The organism is Ktedonobacteraceae bacterium (genome assembly GCA_035653615.1).
In the GTDB taxonomy this organism is placed as follows: domain Bacteria; phylum Chloroflexota; class Ktedonobacteria; order Ktedonobacterales; family Ktedonobacteraceae; genus DASRBN01.
This window is the reverse complement of the sequence record DASRBN010000040.1, coordinates 1-23,970: the sequence shown is the minus strand read 5'-3', so window position 1 is coordinate 23,970 and position 23,970 is coordinate 1. Positions and strand designations below refer to the sequence as shown.

Sequence of the window (23,970 nt, the reverse complement as noted above, 5' to 3'; positions counted from 1 at the left end):
AGATTGTACAAAATATACAATCTAGCAATAGTCAAATAGGAATAAAGTAATGATGCATTGAATAATTGTTTCGCATAGGTTAGTATCAAACCAAAGGAAGGTTTTATTTCTTTGGTTTGGACCCAGGCAAGGTCCTCTCAAGCCAACGGACTCTTTTTCCGAAGTTTGTTGTTCAAGAGCACGTTGTTAGTAGTCCAAGCCAAACTTTGGCATCCAAGACAGAACAGATGAGATTGATCCCTTGCTTTGACACAAATGATATCAAGGAGAATAGGATGGCCTTAACACCAGGCATTACACTTACTCTTCCTCTCACATTACCCGTCCGAGTTAGGTTTGTTGACGGCGAACCGAAACTCATGGCTGGAGGGGTACCCCTTACACCGATCAACCTTGCACTGCAAGATCGCCAGCTACACGAAGGCGCAACACGGGTATCAATCGATACCTATTTACGGGCGGCTCGCCTTTATGCTGAGTTCTGCGCCCACCGTCATCAATCTCTCATTGGTATTACGAATGAAGAATTTAAGTGGTTCGTGGATGCTTTAATTGGTCAGCCGTTTCCAAATGCTCAAGGTACGCAAGTTCAATTGCCTGGGAAACGGGGAAAACGCACTGCCGATCTCATGATTACGCTCCTCTACTCTCTTACCGCAGACATCACAGATCGGTATGGAGTTTCTTTTGACTGGCGGCGATATAAAGGAATACCAAACCACTTAGTCAGTACTGTACGCAATTTTGCGAATCCTTCTCGTTCCCGTTCCTGGCACTTTCCTCGTTCACATCGCTTCAAGTGGGCTACTCGTAGGGCCGTCGGCATACCTGACGATCAGTTTGTTCATTTGCTTCGTGCAGCCAATGACCGATGGGGGCAAGAAATTGCCGATGGTGATATTGCCTGTGCAGAAGAGCCTGAAATGCAGCGAGGGGCGCTCTTTTACCGTAATCTCGCCATCCTCATGGTGCTTCGCTGCGCTGGCAGTCGTCGCTCCGAAGTTGTGGAACTTCGATTCGAAGATATTGACCGCAAGAACTCTCTCATCTATCTGACCACAAAGGGACACAGAGCGGAAGGAGGAGGGCGCTTACCTGTTCTTATGGTTCCCTGGGTAGAAAAAATAATTTGGCACTATGCTACCCATTACCGACCCATCCCGTCAGATACTGCTCCAGAACACCAACAATATGTTTTTCTCAGCCACAGTGTGCGAAACTATGGAGAGAAACTCGGTGGCGAGAGCGTACGTGCCATGCTCAATACACTTCGCCCCGCTCTTACCTCTCCCTGGAATAAGCTCCTTACCCCTCACAAACTTCGGCACTCATTCGGGTACGACCTTCAAAAGCTGGTAGGCCCCGGCGGTATCGTCTCGAATATGAGACACGCTTCGATTCGCTCCATTGACCCTTATATAGCAAGCAGTGAGGCATTCGCCGACCAGATTGTAGCGCCAGAAAATGAGAAGTTCGCACATCTACTCAAACGAGCAGGTCTTTTGGAGAGATTCCATGACTAAAGATTCCAGAATGACCAGGCAGTACCTACTCCAGGCAGCAGAGCAGTACCTCGCACAAGCTGAAACGTACGAAGCGATGACGCAGCAGGGACTTGCCGATTTCTTAGGCATTAGAGTCGACATAATATACCGACGGCTTCCAATACCCCAATGGGAGCAATTACGGCGTACATGCATTCAAAGCCGACTAAGAAAGATTATAGAAGACCTCCGCACAGAAGGTAAAACCCTGGCAGAGTTGACTGTAGAGAACATCGCCAGACATGCCAGGATGCCCTTCGTCATCGTGAAAAGCTTTCTCTCCAGTGACGAATGGCAAGCCAGTCGAACCATGCTTCCCCCATCTAGAGGCAGGACAGTACTTCAAAAGCTGTCTAACATAACTGCACAATACTATCTTCACGCAGAGAGGTATTGTGCGTCGACAGAGCAGTACGAGTCGCTGTCGCTCAAGCAATTTGCAGAATTTCTGGGAGAGCCAGAACGTATAGTAACTAGGCGACTTCCCAAATATCAATGGGAGGAACTACGAGGTAAATGGATCGAGAACCGCTTAAGACAGGCTATGGAGGCCGCTTACGCAGAAGCCACCACCCAGGACGACTTTACTATAAAGAACATTGCCAGGCATGCCGGGATACCTCTCGCGACGGTTCGTCGCTTCCTTTCGGAGGACGAGTGGCGAACCCGCCGAGCAGCACTTCCCAAAACTCGAGAGGAGGCCGAAGCTGCCTCGTATCTGCTCCAGGCCGAGGCTTATCTTGCACGAACTCAGCGTTATGAAGACGTGACAATGAAGTGCTTTGCCAAATCCTTGGGAGTCCCAAGCAAACATGTATTCAAGCGGCTTTCTAAGCGACAGTGGGAGATGTTACGGAACCAATGGATCGAGATGCGCCTGAAAGAAGCGATGGATGCTGTCTATGCCGAAGCAAGGTATCAGGCCGATTTCAGCGTGGTAAACATAGCAAAGCGTGCGGGCATACCTGTCGCTACAGCGCGGGATCACTTTCCTGCAGACGAATGGCGTTCGCGCCGGGAGATACTCCCACCTCAATACACTGCCACTTTGCAGCAAATGCGGCAGGCAATGGAGAGGGTCTACGCAGAAGCCAAAACGCAAGAAGACTTTACGATGCCAAAAATCGCTGCACTGGTAAATATTCCCTCTAACCTGGCATCTCATTATATAGGAGAAGAATGGCAAGCTCGTAGAGCAACGCTTCCAACGACTGAAGAGAAGGTTTTGGCTGCTCTTCAGAGTCTAGTAGATGCCCATATACCTGTCAGCGAGTTGACCAGACAGCGCGTTATAGAACTGGCTGACGTCAACGGAGCGGGAACATGGCCGTGGTTCAAGGAGCCATATCTCGCTGCACGTCGTCAACTTGCACTTCATACACGTGAACAGCCTAAAGCCCCCCCTGCTGGCATGAATGTACGAGAAATTCCCGGAGGTTGGATCGATCTTGATAGTAACAGCTGGGATTTAAGGCCTGCAGGAAAGAATCTCCTCCAAAGAGGACGGCTTCGTAAGGATTTTGCTGATATCGGGTGGACCTTTCTGCGGGAAGAGCTACGTTCGCCAGACATTGCTCTTGGTACTGTAGATCGTCACTACCAGGGATTCCTCAAGGGGATTGCTCTCCTCGGAGAGGAGGTACCCGATATCCGTCGAGCTAGATTAGAAGGCGTGCAACGAGCTTGGATGACTTTCAATGGAACCCAGGCGCTGCGTCAGCTAGCACGACCATGCCTTGCGCTCATCTTTGAAGAGTTGATGCGCTTGGCTCAGCATGATGATGCTATTGACGAAATGGAGATGCTTCGTATTTCAGTTTGGCTGCGGGACGACGTCAAAGTCGGGCGTACAGAAGTTGGTGAAGAGTTCCTCTCCGAGAATGAATGGAATGCCGTCATTCAGGGATGTCTTACTGACATCATCGCAGGTATTGCCTATATAAACACGAACCCCGATCTGCTTACGGTAAGCCTGCACCCGCTCTCAAAAGAGAACGCTGCGGTTGTCATCCAGTGGGCAACCGCACTCATGATTCTTCTTATGCTGTTCACTGGTTTGCGACGCGAAAGCATTCTCCGCCTCAAAACGGACGATTGGGCAGAAGTCCACCCAGGCTTGTATATTCTAGCGTGGAAGCATAACAAGAAGGTAGAGGAGAATGGTGCAGTGCTTCCTGCCCTCCTTGCCCAACAGCTGCAGCTGTATGTTGAACATACAGCTCAGGTTCGTGCAGCGCTTGCAACAGAATTTGTGTTTCTCAGCAGCAACACTCGAGGGCATTGGGAAGTACAACCTTGTTCCGGATTGCCCCATCGTTTACTGGAATTTGCAAAACGCCATCGTCTCGAACGAGAAGGTGTTCTCCTTCCGCTAAACCCCACAGTACTCCGGCGAACCTATACCACACGCGCATTATACGAAGGTAGAAATCTCGCGGCAGTGCGTGCGCAACTCGGGCATCTTCATTTCAGCAGTACGCTTCGTTACGCTAAGTTTGATCGGTTCGAGCATCCAGCCGAGGTAGGCACACCTCTTGATGAATACGGACGAACAGCTTTGACTCTTTGGCAGGCTCCCTTGATTCTAGATGAGCTTGATCCCGAGGAACGCGTCTCACTGCTAAGTACAGGAGTGAAGCAGATGCAGGATGTTGGTCGCTGCCGTCATAAGCGTTGTGTCAAGGCTATTCAAGGAAGCCCTCCTCCTTGCTCATTATGCGAGCACCTCGTGACGGGGCCGGAGTTTTTTGATGCATGGAAAATGGAACATCGCCATCGCAAACAGGAACTAGAGAATTTGGCCGAAGTACCAGGATCAGAAATGTTGCTTGCTCAGAAGAAATATCAGTTTGAGCGTTTTGAGGCGAACTTTGTATTCGTCCAAGAGAGGTTCCATGCATGAGCGTAGATAGCAAGCAGATTCTATCCGACTCTTCTAGAAACCACCGTTATCCTACAAGTCATTGGAATGAACTTAGTCGCTTCATAACAGGCGATGAACGCGATCCCAAAAATCTCTTCTATCTTGCCTCAGATGTATGGGATGCGTGGCAGTATGCCGCCCACGGCGCTCCCTCACAACCGGGCTACTATCGCTTTCATTTTGCAAACCTCCACTCTTTTTTGAAGCCCTATGTCAAGTGGCACTGCTATCAGCGCCTTCTCGCATGCAACGACGTGCTCTCAGCCTACACTATAGCGATACCTAACGTGCTTAAACGCGCTGATACCTACCTTATCGATCATCATTGCGAGTCTTGCGATGATATCGCCCTTGAGAGCGACTTCAGGGCACTCTGGAATGCACAACTCCTTCCCCTGAAAAACAATGACGCCGCCGCTTTTAGAGACAGAGTACGGGTGCAAACACATTCTCGCTCCTTCTGGAAACACTTGAGGATGCACTTTGGATTCCCACGGGTTATCTTTCCAGTAGCACCTCATGAGAAGAAAAGGCCGGGTGAATCCGCCCTGGATACCCACCAGGTGATTCCCATGCCTGTTATTAGCCAATTCTTCAATAAACTTGCGCTTCATCGTGAAGCACGTGAAAAGCTCAACCGCTTCCATCATCTCCGCCTCTGCGTTCTCATTCTCAACTTCGCCCTAGGCCGAAGGATCGGTGAGGTACTGACAGCTCCACGAGGAACAGGTCCGCAAGGTCCACTAGTGTACTACCCCGCCAGGGGAAGTGGACCTAAAGGAGCACTTTGGTTCCAGTTCTCCCCAAATAAACACGGGCCTCAAAACCGCGTGTATGTGAGTGGTAAGTGGGAAGATATCGTGACATATTGCGTTACAGAGCTTATACGTTATGGCGACGAAGTTCGCGACGCTGCCCCTGTAGAGGAACGGGAATTTTTAATATTGATTTCTCACTGGAATCTCACATGTGGCCCCAGCGCTATTCGGGCTTTTCCACGAGAGAATATTGATGAGTTCCGGTCTTCACGTAAATACAAGGGCGGCCCCCCGGAATCACAGATACAAAAGGATGCAAGGGTACTTTCTTACGATGCCTTTCAGCACTGGCTGCATGGTACTCATGGCGAGCTGGGAATACTAGAGCGGTGGAACATCACTGCGGATGGATCCGCCGACGGTGAAATCTATCGCTTACGAACCCACCAAGCACGGCACACACGCCAATCTGCCATTGCTAGCGATCCTAAAGTGCCTATTCTATCACGGCAACGTGATCTCAACCACACTGACCGTAATATGCAATCTCATTATCAGCATAATGCACGCGAGCAGAATATGATCCTCCTTGAAAAAGCTAAGAATGGCGAGCTTGTGGGCCCCGCGACGGACTGGTTCTCCACACTTTTCGGTACAGACTATCAGGACTCCGAACGGAAGCCGCGATTCCGATCTGGGCAGCCTAAGCCGATCCCTCCCCGTTGGCGCAACCTTATACAGAACAACCCACAGTTTATGCAACCCAATCGCGTTTCATGTGGCTACTGTTGGCTCCCTCAGGGCCCTGCAGCATGTGATGATTATCTGAATTGCACAACTGCGGAGGATGGCGGTTGTAGATGGTTTGCCACTGATCCCCAAAATGCGGAGATGTTAATCCAGATCACAAAAACGGTGCGTGCGCACCAACAACAGGAACAGGAGAGTATTAGATCTGGACACGAGGTGCAGGCGGAGCAGCACGGAATACTCTCTCGTCGCGCAGAGGCTCTAGAGATAGAGGCTCTTTCACGTTGTGATTTGGAAGCCCTCCCAGAGAGTAGTCAAGATTTAAAGGAGCGTCTCAAAACGCGCCTGCAAGAAATCCAGGAGAAAGGACCGGACACATGAAAGCGACAGATAGACGCACACAACTTCTTGAGATTATGAACGAACTGCATCAGAAGGCACAGAGCCAACGAGACTTCACCCCTGCAAAAATAGCTGAAGCAGCTGGGATCTCGACTGTCCGGTTCTATAAGCTTGTTCGCCCAGAGTTTCAAGAGTTACGTTCTCAACTACCTGGACCACGTCTCTCTCGAGACGAAGAGCTTTTCCAGCTGCGCCGCGAGGTTGCTGACCTTCGTCAACAACTTAAAAAAGCTCTGCTTCAGGTACGCACTTCTGCCATTGAGGATCTGGATGAGGCAATTCGTTTAATAGAACAATACGAGAAAGAGAACATTCAGCTTCGTCAGCAGATAGGGCTACTACAGAAGCGTTTAGAAGAAGGGGGACAGGTTATCGTTCAACCATCCCATGGATCAGCACGACCTCACCTCACTATCGTAAACAATGCTGATACTAACCCCATATAACCTATTAGGAGAAAGGGCCGTAGTCACAATGTCGCTCACCTGGCATCTCCGCCACCATAAAGAAAGCGATGTGGGAGACTTCCTTCGAAAGGATTTGTTGCACGTAACTTCTCTCACAAGGCGGATCAAACAACAACTGCGATCAGCGGACACGTTGCTTCCTTTCGCAGTGGGTAGCCCATACAGGACACTCGAGAAGGCCATTTACTATCGAATTGGGTACGGATTCGCTGATACAACAACTCAGGATTTACACGCGTGGCACATCGCGTCACACGTGGCCTGGAGGATGGAAGATATATACTTTAAAGACTTCTCTCGCATTTTTGAGGGGTTCTTTCAGCAATTAGAGTCAGCTCTTGCCTTACTGCAGCCGGCAGGTCGACATCTAGATGTGGAATCTGAACAAATGTTGGCCCGTTACTGCTTCGTTTTGGGTCTCATCGAAGAAATATTCCGTACTAAAAGCTACAGAAACTGCCCGCTGCTCAAACCGATTTACGAAAAGGACATGGACGACCTTTTAGCCATTCCGCTCCAGGGATGGATCGACGATCTTACTAGAATGTTTGCATATTTCTATGATAAATATTCCACCTTGTTGTACTCCCCTTCTATTATCAACCCTACCTTTTTAGGTCATAATGACCTGGGTAAAGAAAGTGCTGACCTCATTGTCGATAGATGCCTGATTGAGATCAAGACAAACTGTGAGCCGAAGATCCCTGCCGCCTGGCTGCGTCAACTCGCTGGATCCGTTCTGTTCGACTTTGAGGACGAATATCATATCCACTCCGTTGGCATCTATATGGCACGGCAAGGAGAGTTTCTAAGTTGGTCTCTTGAAGAGTTTTTTTACGAACTTACCGGAGGCGCTTGTCGCAACGTGGCTGCTCTTCGTCAAGAGTTCCGCCTCTGTTGTGAGGTTGAATCGATGCCATGGTGAGGAACGATCATCTTGAACCTTTTCTTGCCCGTGCGGTTGAGATGGCACAAATAAGCAAGCGTTTCGAACTCGACTGGCGAGGGAGCAAGGGGAGGCACTTTTTCGACAATCCCTTGCTCGTGCGATGAGCAATCCTGAGGAGATGGAGTACCTGTCCATGATTGACTTCGCTGTAGACTGCTACGCTGAGCTAGCTGCAAAGAATACCTATCTCCACGACCGAATGCTTCAAGCGTGGGTAATAAACGGGTATATGCTGACATGGCGGCAGCATTTCTTTGCCAATGAGGACAACTCCGAGTAATATACAATACGTTGCATTAGATAGCATCCTCCGCTACAATAGGCTTATTCTAATGTGATATCATTCTGAAAATCTGGCCGAGACATTTTTGTAAGAAGGGTTTTTCATTGTAGAAGAAGAGGAATCTAGCATTACCCGATCAGACTGACTTTGGTCGTTTGCTATCTCAAATAAAAAGCGAAGTTGCTCAATGACTACCATCGATCATCGAGGTCGCGACCTCATTATAATCCCCAGCGAAGGGATGCAGCGCCTTTCAACGCCGGAACTGCTACAAACGCTGTTTGGAACGTACTTGCCTGCGGATGTGCGTACGGCTATGGGACGTGATAAGCGACATGCTTTCTTGCGCACGCAGCCGATTCATTTTCAGGCAGTGAAACAAGCTTTACAGGCACAACGTACAGCATTTAATGTTGCATTTGAGGAACGGCCTGCTCTTCCCTTTGCGACTGCGCTACAGATCGAGCCACGCCCTTATCAAAATGAGGCTCTGGCCAACTGGGTGGCACAGGGTAGTGCGGGTGTGATTATCCTGCCCACCGGCTCAGGAAAGACACTCGTGGCGGCAATGGCTATTCACGAAACGGCTCTATGGACGTTGGTCGTTGTACCCACACTCGACCTCCTAGAACAATGGCGCACCGCTCTGGTCTCCGCACTATCCTTGAGCCCTGATGAAATTGGTCTCTTTGGTGGTGGAGAGAAAGAGATGAAACCTATCACAATAATCACTTATGATTCCGCTGCACTCTACCCACGCGAACTCAGACGTTACGGCCTATTGGCCTTCGATGAGTGTCACCATTTGCCCGCGCCGACCTACCGCTTGATAGCAGAGAGCGCCTTTACGCCCCTGCGCCTGGGACTGAGCGCAACTCCTGAACGTAGTGACATGGCACATCTTGATTTGCAGCATCTAATCGGGCCGGAGGTCTATCGGCGTTCGCCCGCAGAATTGACCGAGGGACGTTACCTGGCGCAATACCAAGAGATACGCATCGATATCGCCCTGTCGAACGAGGACGAAGCGCGCTACGCCGAACAAAGACGCATCTATAGGGCTTTCTTACAGCGCCGACACATCGTGATACGTTCTCCAGAAGAGTTTCAGCAGAAAGTTATTTTTCTCAGCGCGCGAGATCCCGAGGCGCGTAAAGCCATGCTCGCCTGGCGCGAGATGCGCAATATCGCCATGAACGCCCCCGTTAAATATATCGAGATCGAGCGCTTGCTGCAGCTTCATGCTGTTGACCAGGTCATTCTCTTCTCAGAGTACAATCAGGTCGTCGATGAGATCAGCCGCCGTTTCTGCCTGCCAAGCATTACCTACAAGACTCCAAATGAGGAACGTCGCGCCATACTCGAACGCTTCCGCTCTGGTCAGTATACCAAACTGGTCTCTGGTCGCGTACTCAATGAAGGTGTGGATGTACCCGATTGCCGCATCGCTATAATAGTCAGCGGCAATAGCACCAAGCGTGAATACATTCAGCGTTTGGGTCGTGTATTGCGTCCAAAAACTGGACAGGCATTATTGTATGAGTTGGTGACGAGCAGTACGACAGAAGAGGAGATCGCGAAGCGCAGGAAGTAAGTGTTAATGGAAATTGTCGGTATATATGAGTAATCCCTCATTTTTGAGGAACCCTTCTAGCCTCGAACAAGCGCGAGAGCTAGAAGGGTTTCCAGATTGACAAGGAGAATCGAACCAAGGATGGGGCGACAGCCATCCCACAGGCGACTGAGTGCCCACCGAAGCCGGTAAAGCGGTTCAAGAGCTCTCCCATCTTGCTGGGTCTTCAGAAAGGACTTGTTCAGAGCAATGATCCATACCCATGTGGGAGTAGGCGGAAGTATAAACGATGCCGTAAGCCGCGCGTCGAGAACCTCGAGAGGCGGATGGGAAGCAGAAATCTTCAGGCCATTGTCGGATGATGGCATTTACATAGCACAGGGTCAGCACATTGAGTCTTGAAAACATACAGCAATGAATTAAGGTGGCATGTAAAGCAGGGTAAGCAACTCATTCCCTTGGTTGCTAAAGCATCTTTCTCATAGCGCTGCTCAGTTCTACCTCTCACTTCGTCCCAAACCATATGAACAGGAGATGAGCCTTACGATGATTTTTCAAACCCGGACAAAATGTCCGCCTTTGAGACATTGATGGGGAAGGAGATCAGGGTTTCAGTCAATTTGAGGAAAGGCGTATCAAAAGTGAAACAAGGCTCGCCAGGTGGGAGCCAGCTTAGCCTCCGACGGCAAAGGCGATCTCAGTGAGGGCCTCGGCTCGTCGCTGCGTTCGCCGGGCATAGACGCACGTCAGTTCTGGGAAGCCTTTTGCAAAGGTGGTACGGGGACAGTGTCGAATAGTGCAGACAAAGCGGCGCACCTCTGTGCGCACGCGTAAGGCTTTCCCCTGGTAGGGCAGTTCCTCCTAGTGCATTGTAAGTTCTTTCATCAGTAAATTCGATCTTTCCTGCTGTATCCAGCGTAAATATTGACCGGTCAAATATTCTCCCTCGCGGCTTTGACTCAACATATTATGCTTTCTAAATTCCTTATTGAGATATCGTTTGATGTTTTGTTGTGTTAATGGTTGATCCTCCAAGTCAATTCGGGCTGACTCTCGTATTGTTTCGTATATCCCAGGGAGGAGTTTGCTCCAACGTTCAGAAAGGCCGTAGAGACGATCAAGGTTCTCGACACGAGCAGAAGTGTACTCATCTGGTCCACCAACAAGCTTTACGAGAGGTTTTTCAGAATCCTCCATGTTAAACTTAAGACTAAGTTCATCTAGTTCTTGTGTTTGCAGATCTCTAGCCTTCAGTGCCGAACGTCTATAGGGCACGAATATTCTCCGTAATCCACCAACTTCAGAGCCTCTAATGGGATCAATCGGATTATCGTCGTTGTGTTGTTGATTACAAGCTTTGCAGACAAAGATGAGGTTATTAGGATGAATAATAAGCGGTGGATATAATTTTCTAGGAAAGAAGTGCTCACAGTCAACAAGGGATGTTTTCGAAGTCCTTTCTTCCAGTAACCCCAAACAAGCAGGACATAAACGAGCCATCTTTTCATTTGCCCTACGATAGCCTTCCTCAACGAGAGTTCGAGTTAAGCAAAATATAGTACCTCCAGTTTGGTCATGAAATCCCGAGCTAGCAAGCCGTTCGTAAAAAAGCAGTAAGAAAGCTTTACCAACATCTTTTGGTCCTTTATTCTCTCCAGACTGTTCCACAGTTTCACGCAAGCTTGAGAAAAGAAACTCGAAGTCAGGACTTTCAAGGTGATCACAGAATTGAATATCGTTATAAAAAGCATCGCGAATTTGCTTACGTTCATCCTGTGAAAGTTGCAGAAGTGTAGGGAGACCAAATGTTGAACGTACATTTATCAAGGACGCGTAATCGGTGTCCTTAAGGCGGGCCCGGAAGTCTTGTCTATCGAATGAGTCACCTGCCCAATCAGCAACGTAATCCAAGAGCCATCCGATCATCTCTATTATCTTTTGTAGATCCTGAGCACATGTTGGTTCTTTAACTGGAAGAAGCACTGTTACCCCCTACTCCCCTTTCTCCTCTTCGAGTTGCTCTAGCTTATTCAGCAGTCGGAAGCGATAGAAACCCGGTCCTACAACTTCATCTACAAGCTGTACTATCTCTTCCCTAGATCCGGCTCGCAAAGCCTCTTCTATGCGCTCATTCGCATAATTCCCAATAGCTCTTTCTGTTTCGGAGAAGGTGCGTGATATGTCGCCGAGGTTAGCGGCGAAAGGCGAAATGGGTGGCGGTTCCACGAAGATCTTCCCCTCCCTTTCTACGAATTTGTAAACTTGCCGTGGATCGGCATCTGTTAATGTCAGGCCTGAATGGGTGGCGATTAATACCTCGTTACGAATACGATCTGACTGTTCGCCACTTTGAGAATTTATCAAGGTATGAATGTCTTTAACAAGATCGACCTTCCAGCGGTCGTTGAAGTGGGTCTCTGGCTCATCCAGAAGGACAAGAATTTCTGGTACCTCCCTGAGCATCAATAATACCGCATAGCGCCCGATATAGAGGAATTCTCCATCAGACAGTGCAGATTCTGTAAATAGATCTTCGATCCCTTGCTTTTTAAGCACAAGCCGAATTCTCCGTACTCCCCCCTGCCTTTTCCAGGCAAGCAGTTCCTCAAAGAACGCCAGAGGCGTGGGGATGAGTTTTTGCAATTCTTGGGTACGGAAAGCTTCGTCAAAGTCAAAGGCGGCGTAAAAGTCTGACGGTGGTGGCTCATCATTTGAGATGTTAGGGGTTGGAATTGATGCAATAGTTCTTCTGACAGTAGCCTTCTGCAGTAAACTCCGTAGGGTCCTAGCGCGATTAGGGGTGAGACGTACTTCCCAATCTCCTGTTACGTGAAAGGTGAAGGCAGCAAGCGGCTCCCTTGGATCTAGACCGATTCGGTTCAGTATGGACGCACGTCTCTCCAAGTAATCAGAGGATTCAGGCGCGTCTGGTTGATGAGTAAGGAGAGGAAGGACTGCACAAAGTGCATCCTCAGAACCAAGAAAGAGAGTGTCGGGATTGTCCAGGTAATCGTCACGCTCAGCTTCAAGGAGGGCACGCATTTGTTGGCGATTCTCCTGCCATTCTTCTTCACTCAGCCCTTCCGGGCGCCGTTCATCCTCGAAATCTCCAAGTCGGTTATATACAAAACGTTCAATAGATCGAGACAATGCCCATTGAAGGCCACTTGTAGGACCTGTCGAGTAGCCGATAACACGGCTTGGTAGTATTGCATCGCCAGAAGAGGACCACTCCCTTCGCAGGTGGTCCTGCCTCCACTCATCTTCTGAAGGTGAGCGTATAAGAACTGCCGCTCCTATTGGAGAGACCGGTTCTAATGGGAAATCGTTCTCAAGTCGGTTCGTGATTCGTATCACTTGATTACGCAACTCATATTCTATATCAAATTCGATACTGGGTTTGGCTCCTGCCGTCAGGTGACTGAAGATTAAGCCGATAGCCTCTAATGCGCTGGATTTTCCTGAACCATTGAGCCCCACAAAAAAGCGTATGCTTGTCGAACCATAGATTGGTGGAGATGGATCAAATTCTATGGTAACCTCTTTTAGGTTATAATAATTGCCAAGCCAGAGCCGTCGAAGCCTCATATATTGATCTCCGGGTCATTTTCTGGATCAGGTCGGCGCCATCTGTCCAGGTTATTATTCCCCTCTTTGAGGGTGACACCGAGAGCGTCAAGGAGGTCTAATGAACTCCAGAGGTACTCGCGGTTGGGAGAAGTTCCATACACTGAATGGACCCTCTCACCAAGATCTTCTACCTTAAATGGTTCTGTGAAGATCTGTGAAGCTTCCCATAAAGTGCGTTGGGTAATGGAAAGCTTGGACCAAATTGTGCGCTTCGTAGAAATATGACTGGGAGAGGGCTTATTTGTAGCCTCATCCAAGGAAATGTCGATCGAAATCCCTGTAAAAATGTGCGATAGCAACGATGAAAATAAGTACTTCAGTTCCTTAGCAATCTCAACCTGAACATCACGGTATTCCTCATATTCGTGTATGAGATTGGTAAAATACTCTTGTAGCTCTGGAGGAGCAAGAAGGGTAGGAAAACTTTTAACAACTGTTGTCGAGATCGTGTTTAAACCGCTCGTCGTTTTACCAACTTTTAGGAAGTAGTTTCTGCCATAGGATGAGTTGATAAGGCGAGATAAATATTCTGGTCGAAGAATATTTCCGTTTGTACGAATTCGAATAAGGTGATTTTGATGAACACAGGGATCTATAGCTCCTGTCCATACCGCAGCTCTTCCCAGTTCTTCCGGATTTCCGTGACCTTCTACGACGAGTATATCTCCCCTTTGCAAAGCTTTAGATTTTAACTCTGCCGGGGAAACATCCATCGTTTTGATCTCGCTTAACACAAGTCGGTCTCGATAGACGTTAGCAACTCTTAGATATGGAATACCTCTACTGGAGTTTCTTTTCGGTGTTATTTGGAGACCACCTGCGATCTCTGCATACTGACCAAGTTCTACCACATTCCACTTCTTTGGATTGCTTAGAGGATCACCAAATATCTTTACAAAAAGCACTGTAATCAGTTTCTCCATCTCCCTATTGATCTGATCACAAACGCGGCAAGCTGAATCAACATCGTCCAATAAATCAGCGATCTGCTCTTGTTTTAAAGGATCGACAGGATATCTAATAGTTATGTTGCGTAGAGTGGATTTTGAAATCTCTGGAAATGTTGTAGTTCCACCTAATCCTTTTAGATAGCTTGCACTACTACGTAGAAACCAAGCGAGATAGCGGTTATGAACTTCTGGCGCACAAATAAAGTTTGCAAAGCCTTGGTTAGTACACATAGGTCGCATGGCAATAGCAACTGAACCAATGGTAGCCCGAGATGTGAGTAGTACAGTGCCAACCGGAAGTAGACGTGTAGAGCTGTTGTCGACTGCTTCCTGCGTGATATATTCCTTAGTATCATAAAGTAGGTATCCATCAAGAGCAGTAACATCCGTTGGGGTGGCCCAAGGTATATCGCCACTAAAGAATTCTGGACGTGAGCGGGTAGGAGTGCCGCCCCCGACTATCTCAGCAATTTCCCCTAAAGTCTGCTGTTTCCATTCTGTAGATATCTTAGGCATCGATTATTACCTCGCCCAACATTTTTTCAATGGTGCCTAGTTTCTGATGGAGTTGTTGTTCTAGATTACGCACACGAAACATGATCTTACGAGGATCTTCGTGTTCAATTTCCTCCAGAGAACGAGGTCGATAGATGCCAGCTGCTAAGTTATAATTGTGGCTTATAATTTCTTCACGAGAGGCAATCCAAGATTGCTCTAGAGCAACCTTCTGTACCTCGTCACTTTCCCAGGCTTCTCGGTCGCTTCTTGCTAAAATACGGTATGCTTGGGAAACAAAACGCAAATTATTATGCGTATGATCAGATGCGCGTTTGTCGTCAAGGGTATAACCATCACCAGTAACTTCATAGAACCAAACGCGCTCTGTAGTGCCTCCTTTAGTAAAGAATAGGATTGCAGTCTTCACACCTGTATAAGGCTTAAAGCAGCCTCCCGGCAGCGAAATAATCGCCTCTATCTGGTTTTCTGTGACAAGCCTCTGACGTAACTCTTTATGAGCTTTGGTTGAACCAAAGAGCACGCCTTCTGGGACGATAATAGCACAGCGGCCTCCAGTTTCAAGGAGTTCGAGACAGAGCTCAACAAAAAGTAATTCTGTTTTGGTGGTAGGAAGCTTGAGCAGTTCGTTATTGATATCGCTCTTATCTATATTCCCAGTAAATGGCGGATTAGCGAGGATGACATCAAACTTTTGTCCTGCTTCAAACCCTTTTGAAAGGGTATCTTTATAGCGAAACTCGGGGTGCCGAATCCCATGGAGCATCATGTTCATTAATCCAAGACGGACCATCGTCGTATCAAAATCACGACCGACAAGACGTTCTCCATCGAGCAATTCCCATTTCTGCCTATCGCGTCCTATCAACTCGCCCGTCAAATTATGCCATGAGCCATCTGTGTCGATCCGCACAGTTTCTGGTGGCGTGTTCGCCTTGAGGATCCACTGATAGGCGGCGACGAGGAAGCCTCCTGTCCCGGCGGCAGGATCGAAGATCCACTCACCCAGTCGTGGATTGGCTAACTCGACCATGATGCGTATGATGTGCCGTGGAGTGCGGAACTGACCATTCTTCCCTGCAAGATTTAGCTCCGAGAGCAAATACTCGTAGAGGTCTCCCTGCATATCAAAGTTTTGATCGCTGATGGGGAGTGTATCGATAATAGCAACAGCACTCGCCAGCAGCGATGTTTTCGGAATAATAAAGACCGCATCCTTCATTGCCTCAGAGAATGTGTTCCCATTAGTTCTGAGTTCTTTGAGAAAAGGAAAGGCCTTGTCCCGAACGAGTTCGAGCATTCGATCTGGATGTTGCTCCTTGATAAATGACCAGCGGCAATCATCGTGTCCCTCGAAGTACGAAGTAAAAGTTCGTTGTTGGCGCTTGGCAAGGGATGCTTCATACGTATCTAGATCCTCGAGACGCTTTAGAAATATGAGATACGATATCTGCTCGATAGCCGAGAGGGGATTAGCAATCCCGCCCGACCAGAAGCGGTCCCATAAATCATCTATCTTCTGCTTCAGTTCTGTTTCAGATGTGAGCATACTGTGTTCCTTTACTTACGCGGCTAGCTGCTCGATGAAATCAAGCAACTCGTCAATCTGCTGTTTGGTGAAAAGCCGTTCAGCTGCGTTCCGACCAAGACTTGTGAAAGGTGGTTCAAAGAGATTGTCGTATGTGAGATCGATTTTCCGGGCACGTTCTGCCTCCTGCACCAGTACCGTGCGAATCGTGCGTATGAATAAAATTTGATCTGCGCTGTACTCCTGGTGTGAGGCAATAAAGCGATCAAACGCCTTTCCTATTGACTCTGCACGGGACTTCAAATGAATGAGCCCAATAGCGAGGCGGATAAGATCGACCAATGGCGTATCCTCGACACCAAAGACGACCCTCAAGTTTTGCTCGGTGATGAAAAGATCGGCCTGATTAAGTGTGCGGATAAGGCTTTGAAGATCGTCTTCAGATACCGTTTCACCGTCTTTTATTTTCCGGACAACCGGATGGGTTTCAGCTAACTCCTTAATACGCGCTTCGACTTCTGCTCGATAAGTATCTATATAGGTTCCCTCACCACCGGGTCCAAAGGCAATCCAACGACGGTCAAGGACGGAATCCGCAATATCCAGTTCGACAATGGATCTTCTCTGGGCTCGGCGATAGCGCATGAGCGGCATAAAGGTATTCCGCAGTGCCATGATTTTATCATAGTCGAGGGTTGACCAGAAGCGGTTGCCGATTGCCTCGAGCAGTTCTGCTTCATGAGCCTTCACTTCTCGTAGACTCGTTGGCAGAAGCCGTAGATCTGCGCGGATGCTCTCGCGTAATTTTTCGATCTCGCTGCCATCCTTCTCGAAATACGCGAGAGCAAGTTTTTCCATCTTGAGAGCAAAGGAAGCGCCGGGCTCGTCAACATGGATGGCAAAGCGAAACAGACCGGCGATCTTGCTTCGCAAGAAAGCGAATTCAACGGCGGTTGGCGCAGCCCAGAAAGGAGTATCCAGTGTATACTCAAGATCGGCATGGGCTGCTTGTATCTCCATGAAGCCTTGCGGAAGCGCTCTGATGGCATCACGAATCTCGACACTCAACTCCTCGGCGTGTAGCTCATCATCTATCTTGTAGAGGTATTCCAGGATATCTACCTGGGTGCGAAAGCAGCGTACAGGAAGCGCTTCACCTGGTTCTGGCACGTATCCATCAGGATGAAGATCGAAATATCCGAAGTTGTTCCAGTGGTCGATGATTAAAAAATACTCTTTTTCCTGGCACCATGTTCTGCGTTTAATCCTGTCAGCATCGAGCAAACGGGTTCCGCGGCCGATCATCTGCCAGAATTTCACGCGACTATAGACGGGCTTTGCGAAAACGAGGTTAACGACTTCTCGTATATCGACCCCGGTATCAAGCATATCTACGGATATTGCCACCCGGGGATAATTCTCGGTTTTAAAACGCCTGAGTACACGCCTGGCCCCCTCCATTTGTGAGTCGATCACCTCGACCAGCCGCCCCTTATATTCTGGGTAAAGCCGCTCAAAAGCGCTGTAGAGATTCATGGCGTGACGATGAGAAACGGCAAAGATGATACTTTTACCCGGGAGTGTGCCAGTGGGGTCCTTCAGACAGATATCCATAAATTCTTTCACGAGGGCTTCATCGGTGCCAGTATTCGTGACACGACGTTCTAGATCGGTTCCCTCAAAGTCAATTTCTTCCAGCGAAAGACCTTGCTCCTCGATCAGGCGCTTCACCTCAAGCGGGAGGTCCCCCGCTTTAATTCCTTTAATCTGGAAGCGAGTTTGTGCTGTATATACCTTATACTTGCAGAGGTAAGGAGGCACGTGGTTGATTGCATCCTCGAATGGGAATATGAAGGTAGGCAGTCGGTCTTCGCAATCAAAGAGATGAAAGGTGTTGCGATCGATGAAATCAACCGGCGTAGCAGTGAGGCCAATCTGGTATGCATCGAAATAATAGAGAAGCTGCCTGTAACGATTGTAGATAGAGCGATGAGACTCATCGCAGATTACAAGATTGAAGAATCCTGGAGAGAGCTTCTCCATTGCTTGCATCATTGATGGGTAAGTTGCAACAAAAGCCCGCGCCCCGATATCGATATTTCCGCCTTCGACGCGACCCCTTGAGATCGCAGGAAGATATTCTTTGAAATCATCCATCGCCTGATCCGCGAGTGCCAGGCGATCAACGAGGAAGAGGACCCGCTTGATCCAGTTGCCGCGCATGAGGCCATCGATGAGAGCCATAGCAAGGCGTGTTTTCCCGGTACCTGTGGCAAGGACAAGGAGCGCTTTGCGGCGTTTCTGTTCAAATCGCTCATACACACGGCGTATCGCCTCGATCTGGTAGGGGCGGTCTACTATAGAGGCGTCAATCTTGATACCAGGCAGGGGAAGTCGGTTTTCGTTCTGAAAGCGAAGCGTTTCCAGGTCATCGAGTGACATAAAGCCATGAACACGTCGTGGAGCAGACCAGGTCCGATCCCAGAACCAGGTTTCCGCTCCATTGGCCATAAAGATAAAAGGCTCGCGACCAAACTTTTGCCGTATCGCTTCGGCATACTCGGAGGCTTGCTCTTTTCCCGCTAGTGCGTAGCGCGCGGTTCTTTTTGCCTCGACAATAGCGATGGGAGTACCTGAGCGGTCGAGAAGTGTGTAGTCACAAAAACCGGCTACCGCCTTGCTTTCTTGTATATGACTTGGCCGTTCGACATGAAGAAGGTATTCCTCGGCTACACTTAAAGGATTGTGAACATCCCAGCCTACTAAGGCTAACTGCTGATCAATTAGTATCTGGCGTGTATCCTTTTCAAGCATGCTAGGAACTTTCTAATCCCCGGATTGGACCATTACTATCCTTTATAAGGACTGGGAAACTTTCATATACGGAAATGGCCAGGCGCATAATGTAAGGAGACCGAAGAATATGGTCGGGAAAGAGTAAAATAGAGACATGAGATTTAGGGTCTTATATCACTCGCTTCGACATTATCCGGTACTTCCTCAATGAGCTCGCCCGGCGGAACGCCAAGAACTTTTGCTAGCTTTCCAAGGGTGACAGTAGTTGTGGCGTAAAAAGGGTCAGCATAGATACGTTTAATTGTCTTATACGACACATCAGCTTGTCTATGAAGCTTCCCCATACTGATACCTTTCTCTCTGGCTACCTCTTTTACTCGTAAACGTACTGCCATGCTCTCTTGCTCTCACCTGTTATTTGACGAGATTGTAGCAAGAGAGACCGACCAATAGAACTCCCCACATAGTAGATATAATAATAAGAGTCCTAACTATAGGAGTAGTCATATATGTCCCTTTCTCAAAAATGTAGGAACGTGCAGGAGGTTTGGGGGCCACATATGGCCCCACTCATAGGTGAGATGCTAGCTGGCTAGTGTTGCCAGCAGGCAAAGATTGATACAATTCGGTGTATTACGGTTGAGGACAGCAGTGTATGGTAGTACGTCTACGTGTAAAAGAAGTCGCCAAAGAGAAAGGCTTCAGTATGGGCAAACTCCAGCGAGATGCGGATGTGGCTTACAACACGGTCAAACGCATGTTTAAAGATCCATACTATATCACGACAACGGAGACCCTGGGAAAGTTGGCCCGAGCGCTGGGGGTCTCGCCTGGAGACTTGATTGAAGAGGTTTCTGACTCAGGGAGTCAACGGCCTGTCCAATAGTGGCGCGTTTTTAAGCACGATCAGGGAGCTATTTATGAAGAAACGGAAGAAAGAGCATCGTTTTAAATCCTGGACCCCTCGTCAATCACCTCAACCGCGAACGATCGAATTGGAACCAGGAGATCTTGCTGCGTATGTTCGCCGCGCTGAGAAGGATGTGTTACCGATCATCAAGGAAAGACAACTCGGCCCAGCAGCGGCACAGTTCCTCCTCGCCCAGCAGACGCAGACACTTGTCACCAGCGACCCTCGTTTCTCGGTGGAGAGTGCGATGGTAATTGCCAATACCGTCTTATCGCTCTGGGAAACCGGATACTACACCCCAAGCTCTGCCTATCCCTACACACTGGAAGAGACCATGAGGGAGCTACAGGAAGCTTCACATGCAAAGGGAGACTACGCTCAATTTTTCCTGCCGCTTACCCCTTCGACCGGCGATACACCACGAGGGCTCGGCATAGTGTATGGTGGAATCGTCAAGCATCCTGAGACGAATCTATGGCAAATCTGGATGACCATCGGTGGGCCATGTACCTTTATTGCCGCTTATCGCCATCCAGTGAATGCCTTGAGGAATCTGGCAGCAATCGTTAACGCGAGCAGGAGAGGCGGGACAGTGAGAGAAAGTGAAAACCTCTATCGACGTGTACTGGCACAAGCAGACGGAAAACCAAAGCAATTGCCCCATGATATGATGCAGTATTTGGTCAAGCATCTTGATCGCTATAAGATTGAGCTCTAAGAAAAAACATCACGTAGGAACGGCGACCCAGAACAGGGAGGAGATCGATCATATGGAACAGCTTGAGATGATCACAGCAGCTATTTCAGCGCAATTCGACCAACAGGTTGAATTTCTGCAGCAGCTCGTGCACGCGAAGAGCAATAATCCTTTCACTCCTGAGACTGCTCCACCCGACGTTCCAGTCGAGAAGGAAGTCGTTGAGGTAATTTGTCAAGAATTGGACTCCCTCGGGTATCGTGCCGATCTTCAGGGAATTTCCTCTCAGCGTCCAAACGTACTCTGCTCCTTTCCCGGTTCAGAACAGAACGGGAAGACGCTCGTGCTCACGACTCACATGGATACAGTGGAACCCAGTCAGAACTATACGCGCAATCCATGGGGAGCACAACTTAAGGGTGGAAGACTCTATGGGCTCGGCGCTGCCGATGCGAAAGCGCAGATTGCAGCTTTCATCTACGCTATTGACGCTGTACTGAAAGTTGGGCTTCGGCTCTCCGGAAACTTGATCCTGGCCTTTGTCGTTGATGAGGAAACAGGAGCATGTTCTCCTTATGGGACGCGCTACCTCCTGAAGCAAGGACTCCTCCCCGCTGATGCAGTGATCGTTGGCGAACCTGGCGACGACAAAATCGCGATCGGGCATCGCGGGCTCTACCGTTTCCGCTTGGAGACACTGGGCGAGGCCACCCATGTCGGGCTGAAGGCCTGGGAACAAGGCACGCGAGGCCACAATGCCATCCTAGAAATGGCACGCATCGCCCTGGCTCTTTCCTCCTGTTCCCTGCCGCAAGTTCCTTCGTCGATCTTTCCCGGTCGCAAATCCATCTTAACCTTCCCCACGCTCATTCAAGGCGGGCGGAACGTAAATATGGTCCCCGACCGGTGCGAGGCATGCGGTGATGTCCGTCTGCTGCCTGGCCTCACAGTCGATGAAGTGAAGCGACACATTCGAAAGCACCTCCGGGAGCTTGCGATCACCTCGTACCGTCTCGATGATCTCGCTGCCGTCCCTGCCGTGAAGATAGCTCCTTCCTCTGAGATTGTGCAGGCCTTGGCTCGAGCAGCACAAACGGTGACGGGCAGGAAGCCACGTTTAGAGGGGGCCGGTCCGGCATGCGATGGCTGGATGTTTATCACGAGGGGGATCCCGGCGGTATGTGGATATGGTGTGGCCTGCGGAGGCGTACATGGGGCCGATGAGTGGATAGATCTCGAGAGCTTGCGTGCGGTTACCCAGGTCTACGCACAGACGATCTTGACGTATCTCGGGTAGAAACACCCACTTTGGCAGAATACGTCTCTCGTTCGGCTGCTGCAAATAGGAGAGAGGCGATTGAGTTATTGGGAGTAGAGATGAAGCGCTCCCATGAAGTTCTCATTTATGTTTGATAGGGCACAAAGAGGTGTCGAATGTCAGAACGTTTTTTTGCAGGCACGCATATACAGCGGATTGCCGACGACAAGCCGCTGGCTCACATCCGCGTGCTGATGTATGTCCGTCATCCAAATGGAGAGATCAGCTATGATCTGCTGGGTGAAGTTAAAACCGAGGAGGAATTGGTAGAGATTATGACCCATCTTCCCAACGGCTGCGGATCCGTGGAAATCTATCTGTTCTTGCGTGGACGAATTGTCGGTAACGCGAATTATGGCGTGTACCGGGAAATTGATGAGCAGTCCGGTAAGTGGGAATACTTGAACGCTGACGAATATGGAGCTTGTGTTGGCCTCTGGCGCCTGTTCGACGATCGGTTTGCTTATGTAGATTATTTCGAGAATTGAGATCAAGGCTCTGGTAGTGAAAGGGGAAAGCGAATAAGTCAGGAGCTTGTAGCCCTATTGATCTCGGGTATTTGCCGCCTTTTCACCAGAAGGGTCCAATGGGCAGTTAGTGGAGTGATAACCAAATGTCAGGCCAAAGAATCTAAGGAGTCCTGGAAAATCCTCTCGAAAGGCTTGCGCTGAGCCAAAGTTCCCCACGTAAAATTACAGTTTGCATACAATTTGTAATTTCCCTCCGTGTTTTTAGAGCCTCTTTAAGTCGCTCGTGGTTCAGAAATTACAAGCAATGATATCTACATTCATAAAACTTGCGGGCGCGTGGATGAGTTTCTCTGGCAACCATGAGAGGCAATCAAAATCATCGCTTATGTTGAGCATAATAAATATCGGCCGAGAGCCGGGGCTATAACTACTCTCTATTCGTGATAGCTAAATGGTGTTGGATTTTGGCTGCTGGTTTCGCAAATTGCCGCTCATAATCTACAGAAGCTGAATTGCGGAAGAGAAGTCTTGTCATATATGCTACAATGTAGCATGAAAGTTGCCCCTGGTAAGGGATTGCAAGAATGTTGTTAGTCGAGCAAGTCATAGGGAACTAGAAATTATCATAAGCCCACCCCGATGCGGGGGACTGCAAGCCCGCATAGTTCAATGGATTCGATTGAGCAAGACGTGCTTACAATGGGCTACCCCGGTTTAGGGGACTGCAAGAGGTATTGCTAGTATAGCTCTGTCGCTAAAACGAGGAGTTATAAAAGTAATGCCCCCGACTTAGGAGGTTTGCAAGCCCTTCAGCAAGAGTGGCATGGACATCGAGAAGCCGGGTTAGAATGAGATCGCACTTTTAGGGGACTGCAAGCAGTTAGATATTACCAACACCAGTAAAACCATTTTGTTACTATAGCGCTGGACTGCTGCTTTGCGAGGATGCACGATCCTTCTCAGTCTCCAGGCTTTACAATTCTTTATGGTCTGGCCTTCTCTGCACACCGCTAGGTTATAATTTGCTGAAGCCCCAGATGTATTCTCCGCTTGACTTGATAGTGGTTCCACAAAGTTCAACGGAGGACAAGCAAAGGATGTAGGGCCGTTTGGTGAGGGTACAACTGTTCCAATTTATTCTCGATGTTGCAGGAGCCAAGTTGGTAATGGCTCAATGACGTTAATGAAAACTTACATAATAGCTTCTAGAAAGTTTATAGCCCAGCGAATCAGATTACGAAAGAGGGGCCGAGATAATAGAGCTAGAGAGTACACCGGCAATTCATGATATAAGGTGCCAGGCAGCCCTGCTTTTTTCTGTAAACTGATCCAGATGCCTGTCTTGTATCTCGTAGATGAATCTTTGTATATCCGTGATCTGGCGTTGGATGCGGAGTTGACGCATACAGGTCAGCGCTTCTTCGGCCAGGCTAGCCGCCGACTCCAGATCTCCGTCGGCTAACTTGAGCATGGCCTGGCCGAACTTGACGTAGCCGGTCCCCTCCA

At 49.0% G+C, this 23,970-nt stretch carries 18 protein-coding genes; 10 read left to right on the top strand and 8 right to left on the bottom strand.

From position 1 onward, the window contains the following. Window positions 1–275 precede the first annotated feature (275 nt). The 6 genes from VFA09_24730 to VFA09_24705 all read left to right on the top strand — a co-directional run bounded on the left by VFA09_24730 (window position 276) and on the right by VFA09_24705 (window position 9,670). Window positions 276–1,523 carry a site-specific integrase gene (locus VFA09_24730; protein HZU70501.1) on the top strand — a complete coding sequence of 416 codons (1,248 nt, stop codon included), beginning with the start codon at window positions 276–278 and terminating at the stop codon, window positions 1,521–1,523. Further along, window positions 1,516–4,446 (top strand): tyrosine-type recombinase/integrase, encoded by a 2,931-nt coding sequence (locus VFA09_24725; GenBank protein ID HZU70500.1) that lies wholly within the window; start codon window positions 1,516–1,518, stop codon window positions 4,444–4,446. The genes VFA09_24730 and VFA09_24725 overlap by 8 nt, the downstream gene beginning before the upstream one ends. After that, window positions 4,443–6,356 (top strand): hypothetical protein, encoded by a 1,914-nt coding sequence (locus VFA09_24720; GenBank protein ID HZU70499.1) that lies wholly within the window; start codon window positions 4,443–4,445, stop codon window positions 6,354–6,356. Before VFA09_24725 ends, VFA09_24720 begins: the two co-directional genes overlap by 4 nt. Then, the gene (locus tag VFA09_24715; protein ID HZU70498.1) at window positions 6,353–6,823 is read left to right on the top strand and encodes a hypothetical protein; all 471 of its coding nucleotides are present in this window, start codon (window positions 6,353–6,355) and stop codon (window positions 6,821–6,823) included. The genes VFA09_24720 and VFA09_24715 overlap by 4 nt, the downstream gene beginning before the upstream one ends. A gap of 28 nt (window positions 6,824–6,851) precedes the next feature. After that, window positions 6,852–7,769, top strand: a complete 918-nt coding sequence (locus VFA09_24710) for a hypothetical protein (GenBank protein ID HZU70497.1) — start codon at window positions 6,852–6,854, stop codon at window positions 7,767–7,769. A 494-nt stretch (window positions 7,770–8,263) separates the two neighbouring features. Then, window positions 8,264–9,670: a DEAD/DEAH box helicase family protein gene (locus VFA09_24705; protein ID HZU70496.1), complete on the top strand. Its 1,407-nt coding sequence runs from the start codon at window positions 8,264–8,266 to the stop codon at window positions 9,668–9,670. Between the two features lie 651 nt (window positions 9,671–10,321). On the opposite strand, the gene VFA09_24700 is transcribed toward VFA09_24705, so the two are convergent. The 7 genes from VFA09_24700 to VFA09_24670 form a co-directional block, all read right to left on the bottom strand. Next, window positions 10,322–10,477: a hypothetical protein gene (locus VFA09_24700; protein ID HZU70495.1), complete on the bottom strand. Its 156-nt coding sequence runs from the start codon at window positions 10,475–10,477 to the stop codon at window positions 10,322–10,324. A 33-nt stretch (window positions 10,478–10,510) separates the two neighbouring features. Beyond that, window positions 10,511–11,575, bottom strand: coding sequence for a hypothetical protein (locus tag VFA09_24695; protein ID HZU70494.1), 1,065 nt, complete (start codon window positions 11,573–11,575; stop codon window positions 10,511–10,513). A 66-nt stretch (window positions 11,576–11,641) separates the two neighbouring features. Next, on the bottom strand, window positions 11,642–13,237 hold the full coding sequence (locus VFA09_24690) for a hypothetical protein (GenBank protein HZU70493.1): 1,596 nt from the start codon (window positions 13,235–13,237) through the stop codon (window positions 11,642–11,644). Beyond that, window positions 13,234–14,745, bottom strand: coding sequence for a restriction endonuclease subunit S (locus VFA09_24685; protein ID HZU70492.1), 1,512 nt, complete (start codon window positions 14,743–14,745; stop codon window positions 13,234–13,236). The genes VFA09_24690 and VFA09_24685 overlap by 4 nt, the downstream gene beginning before the upstream one ends. Next, window positions 14,738–16,294: an N-6 DNA methylase gene (locus tag VFA09_24680; GenBank protein ID HZU70491.1), complete on the bottom strand. Its 1,557-nt coding sequence runs from the start codon at window positions 16,292–16,294 to the stop codon at window positions 14,738–14,740. Before VFA09_24680 ends, VFA09_24685 begins: the two co-directional genes overlap by 8 nt. Window positions 16,295–16,309: 15 nt before the next feature. Further along, window positions 16,310–19,087: a DEAD/DEAH box helicase family protein gene (locus VFA09_24675; GenBank protein ID HZU70490.1), complete on the bottom strand. Its 2,778-nt coding sequence runs from the start codon at window positions 19,085–19,087 to the stop codon at window positions 16,310–16,312. Between the two features lie 143 nt (window positions 19,088–19,230). Beyond that, entirely contained in the window at window positions 19,231–19,464 is a 234-nt protein-coding gene (locus VFA09_24670; protein HZU70489.1) for a helix-turn-helix transcriptional regulator, read from the bottom strand. 260 nt (window positions 19,465–19,724) lie between these two features. On the opposite strand from VFA09_24670, the gene VFA09_24665 reads away from it, so the two are divergent. The 4 genes from VFA09_24665 to VFA09_24650 all read left to right on the top strand — a co-directional run bounded on the left by VFA09_24665 (window position 19,725) and on the right by VFA09_24650 (window position 22,482). Then, complete coding sequence (locus VFA09_24665) at window positions 19,725–19,955, top strand: helix-turn-helix transcriptional regulator (GenBank protein HZU70488.1); 231 nt, start codon at window positions 19,725–19,727, stop codon at window positions 19,953–19,955. 34 nt (window positions 19,956–19,989) lie between these two features. After that, complete coding sequence (locus VFA09_24660; protein ID HZU70487.1) at window positions 19,990–20,697, top strand: hypothetical protein; 708 nt, start codon at window positions 19,990–19,992, stop codon at window positions 20,695–20,697. A 52-nt stretch (window positions 20,698–20,749) separates the two neighbouring features. Beyond that, on the top strand, window positions 20,750–21,973 hold the full coding sequence (locus VFA09_24655) for a M20/M25/M40 family metallo-hydrolase (protein ID HZU70486.1): 1,224 nt from the start codon (window positions 20,750–20,752) through the stop codon (window positions 21,971–21,973). Between the two features lie 137 nt (window positions 21,974–22,110). Continuing rightward, on the top strand, window positions 22,111–22,482 hold the full coding sequence (locus VFA09_24650; protein HZU70485.1) for a hypothetical protein: 372 nt from the start codon (window positions 22,111–22,113) through the stop codon (window positions 22,480–22,482). A gap of 1,264 nt (window positions 22,483–23,746) precedes the next feature. Here the strand turns inward: VFA09_24650 and VFA09_24645 are convergent. Further along, the coding region (locus tag VFA09_24645; GenBank protein ID HZU70484.1) for a hypothetical protein at window positions 23,747–23,970 on the bottom strand (224 nt) is incomplete at its 5' end.

Excerpts from the sequence above, each read along its gene's own strand:
- VFA09_24730 (HZU70501.1), top strand. The coding sequence starts at position 276 with ATGGCCTTAACACCAGGCATTACACTTACTCTTCCTCTCACATTACCC.
- VFA09_24680 (HZU70491.1), bottom strand. The coding sequence starts at position 16,294 with ATGCTCACATCTGAAACAGAACTGAAGCAGAAGATAGATGATTTATGG.
- VFA09_24655 (HZU70486.1), top strand. The coding sequence starts at position 20,750 with ATGGAACAGCTTGAGATGATCACAGCAGCTATTTCAGCGCAATTCGAC.
- VFA09_24665 (HZU70488.1), top strand. The coding sequence starts at position 19,725 with ATGGTAGTACGTCTACGTGTAAAAGAAGTCGCCAAAGAGAAAGGCTTC.
- VFA09_24670 (HZU70489.1), bottom strand. The coding sequence starts at position 19,464 with ATGGCAGTACGTTTACGAGTAAAAGAGGTAGCCAGAGAGAAAGGTATC.
- VFA09_24660 (HZU70487.1), top strand. The coding sequence starts at position 19,990 with ATGAAGAAACGGAAGAAAGAGCATCGTTTTAAATCCTGGACCCCTCGT.
- VFA09_24690 (HZU70493.1), bottom strand. The coding sequence starts at position 13,237 with ATGAGGCTTCGACGGCTCTGGCTTGGCAATTATTATAACCTAAAAGAG.
- VFA09_24650 (HZU70485.1), top strand. The coding sequence starts at position 22,111 with ATGTCAGAACGTTTTTTTGCAGGCACGCATATACAGCGGATTGCCGAC.
- VFA09_24720 (HZU70499.1), top strand. The coding sequence starts at position 4,443 with ATGAGCGTAGATAGCAAGCAGATTCTATCCGACTCTTCTAGAAACCAC.
- VFA09_24695 (HZU70494.1), bottom strand. The coding sequence starts at position 11,575 with ATGATCGGATGGCTCTTGGATTACGTTGCTGATTGGGCAGGTGACTCA.
- VFA09_24705 (HZU70496.1), top strand. The coding sequence starts at position 8,264 with ATGACTACCATCGATCATCGAGGTCGCGACCTCATTATAATCCCCAGC.
- VFA09_24715 (HZU70498.1), top strand. The coding sequence starts at position 6,353 with ATGAAAGCGACAGATAGACGCACACAACTTCTTGAGATTATGAACGAA.
- VFA09_24710 (HZU70497.1), top strand. The coding sequence starts at position 6,852 with ATGTCGCTCACCTGGCATCTCCGCCACCATAAAGAAAGCGATGTGGGA.
- VFA09_24675 (HZU70490.1), bottom strand. The coding sequence starts at position 19,087 with ATGCTTGAAAAGGATACACGCCAGATACTAATTGATCAGCAGTTAGCC.
- VFA09_24685 (HZU70492.1), bottom strand. The coding sequence starts at position 14,745 with ATGCCTAAGATATCTACAGAATGGAAACAGCAGACTTTAGGGGAAATT.
- VFA09_24725 (HZU70500.1), top strand. The coding sequence starts at position 1,516 with ATGACTAAAGATTCCAGAATGACCAGGCAGTACCTACTCCAGGCAGCA.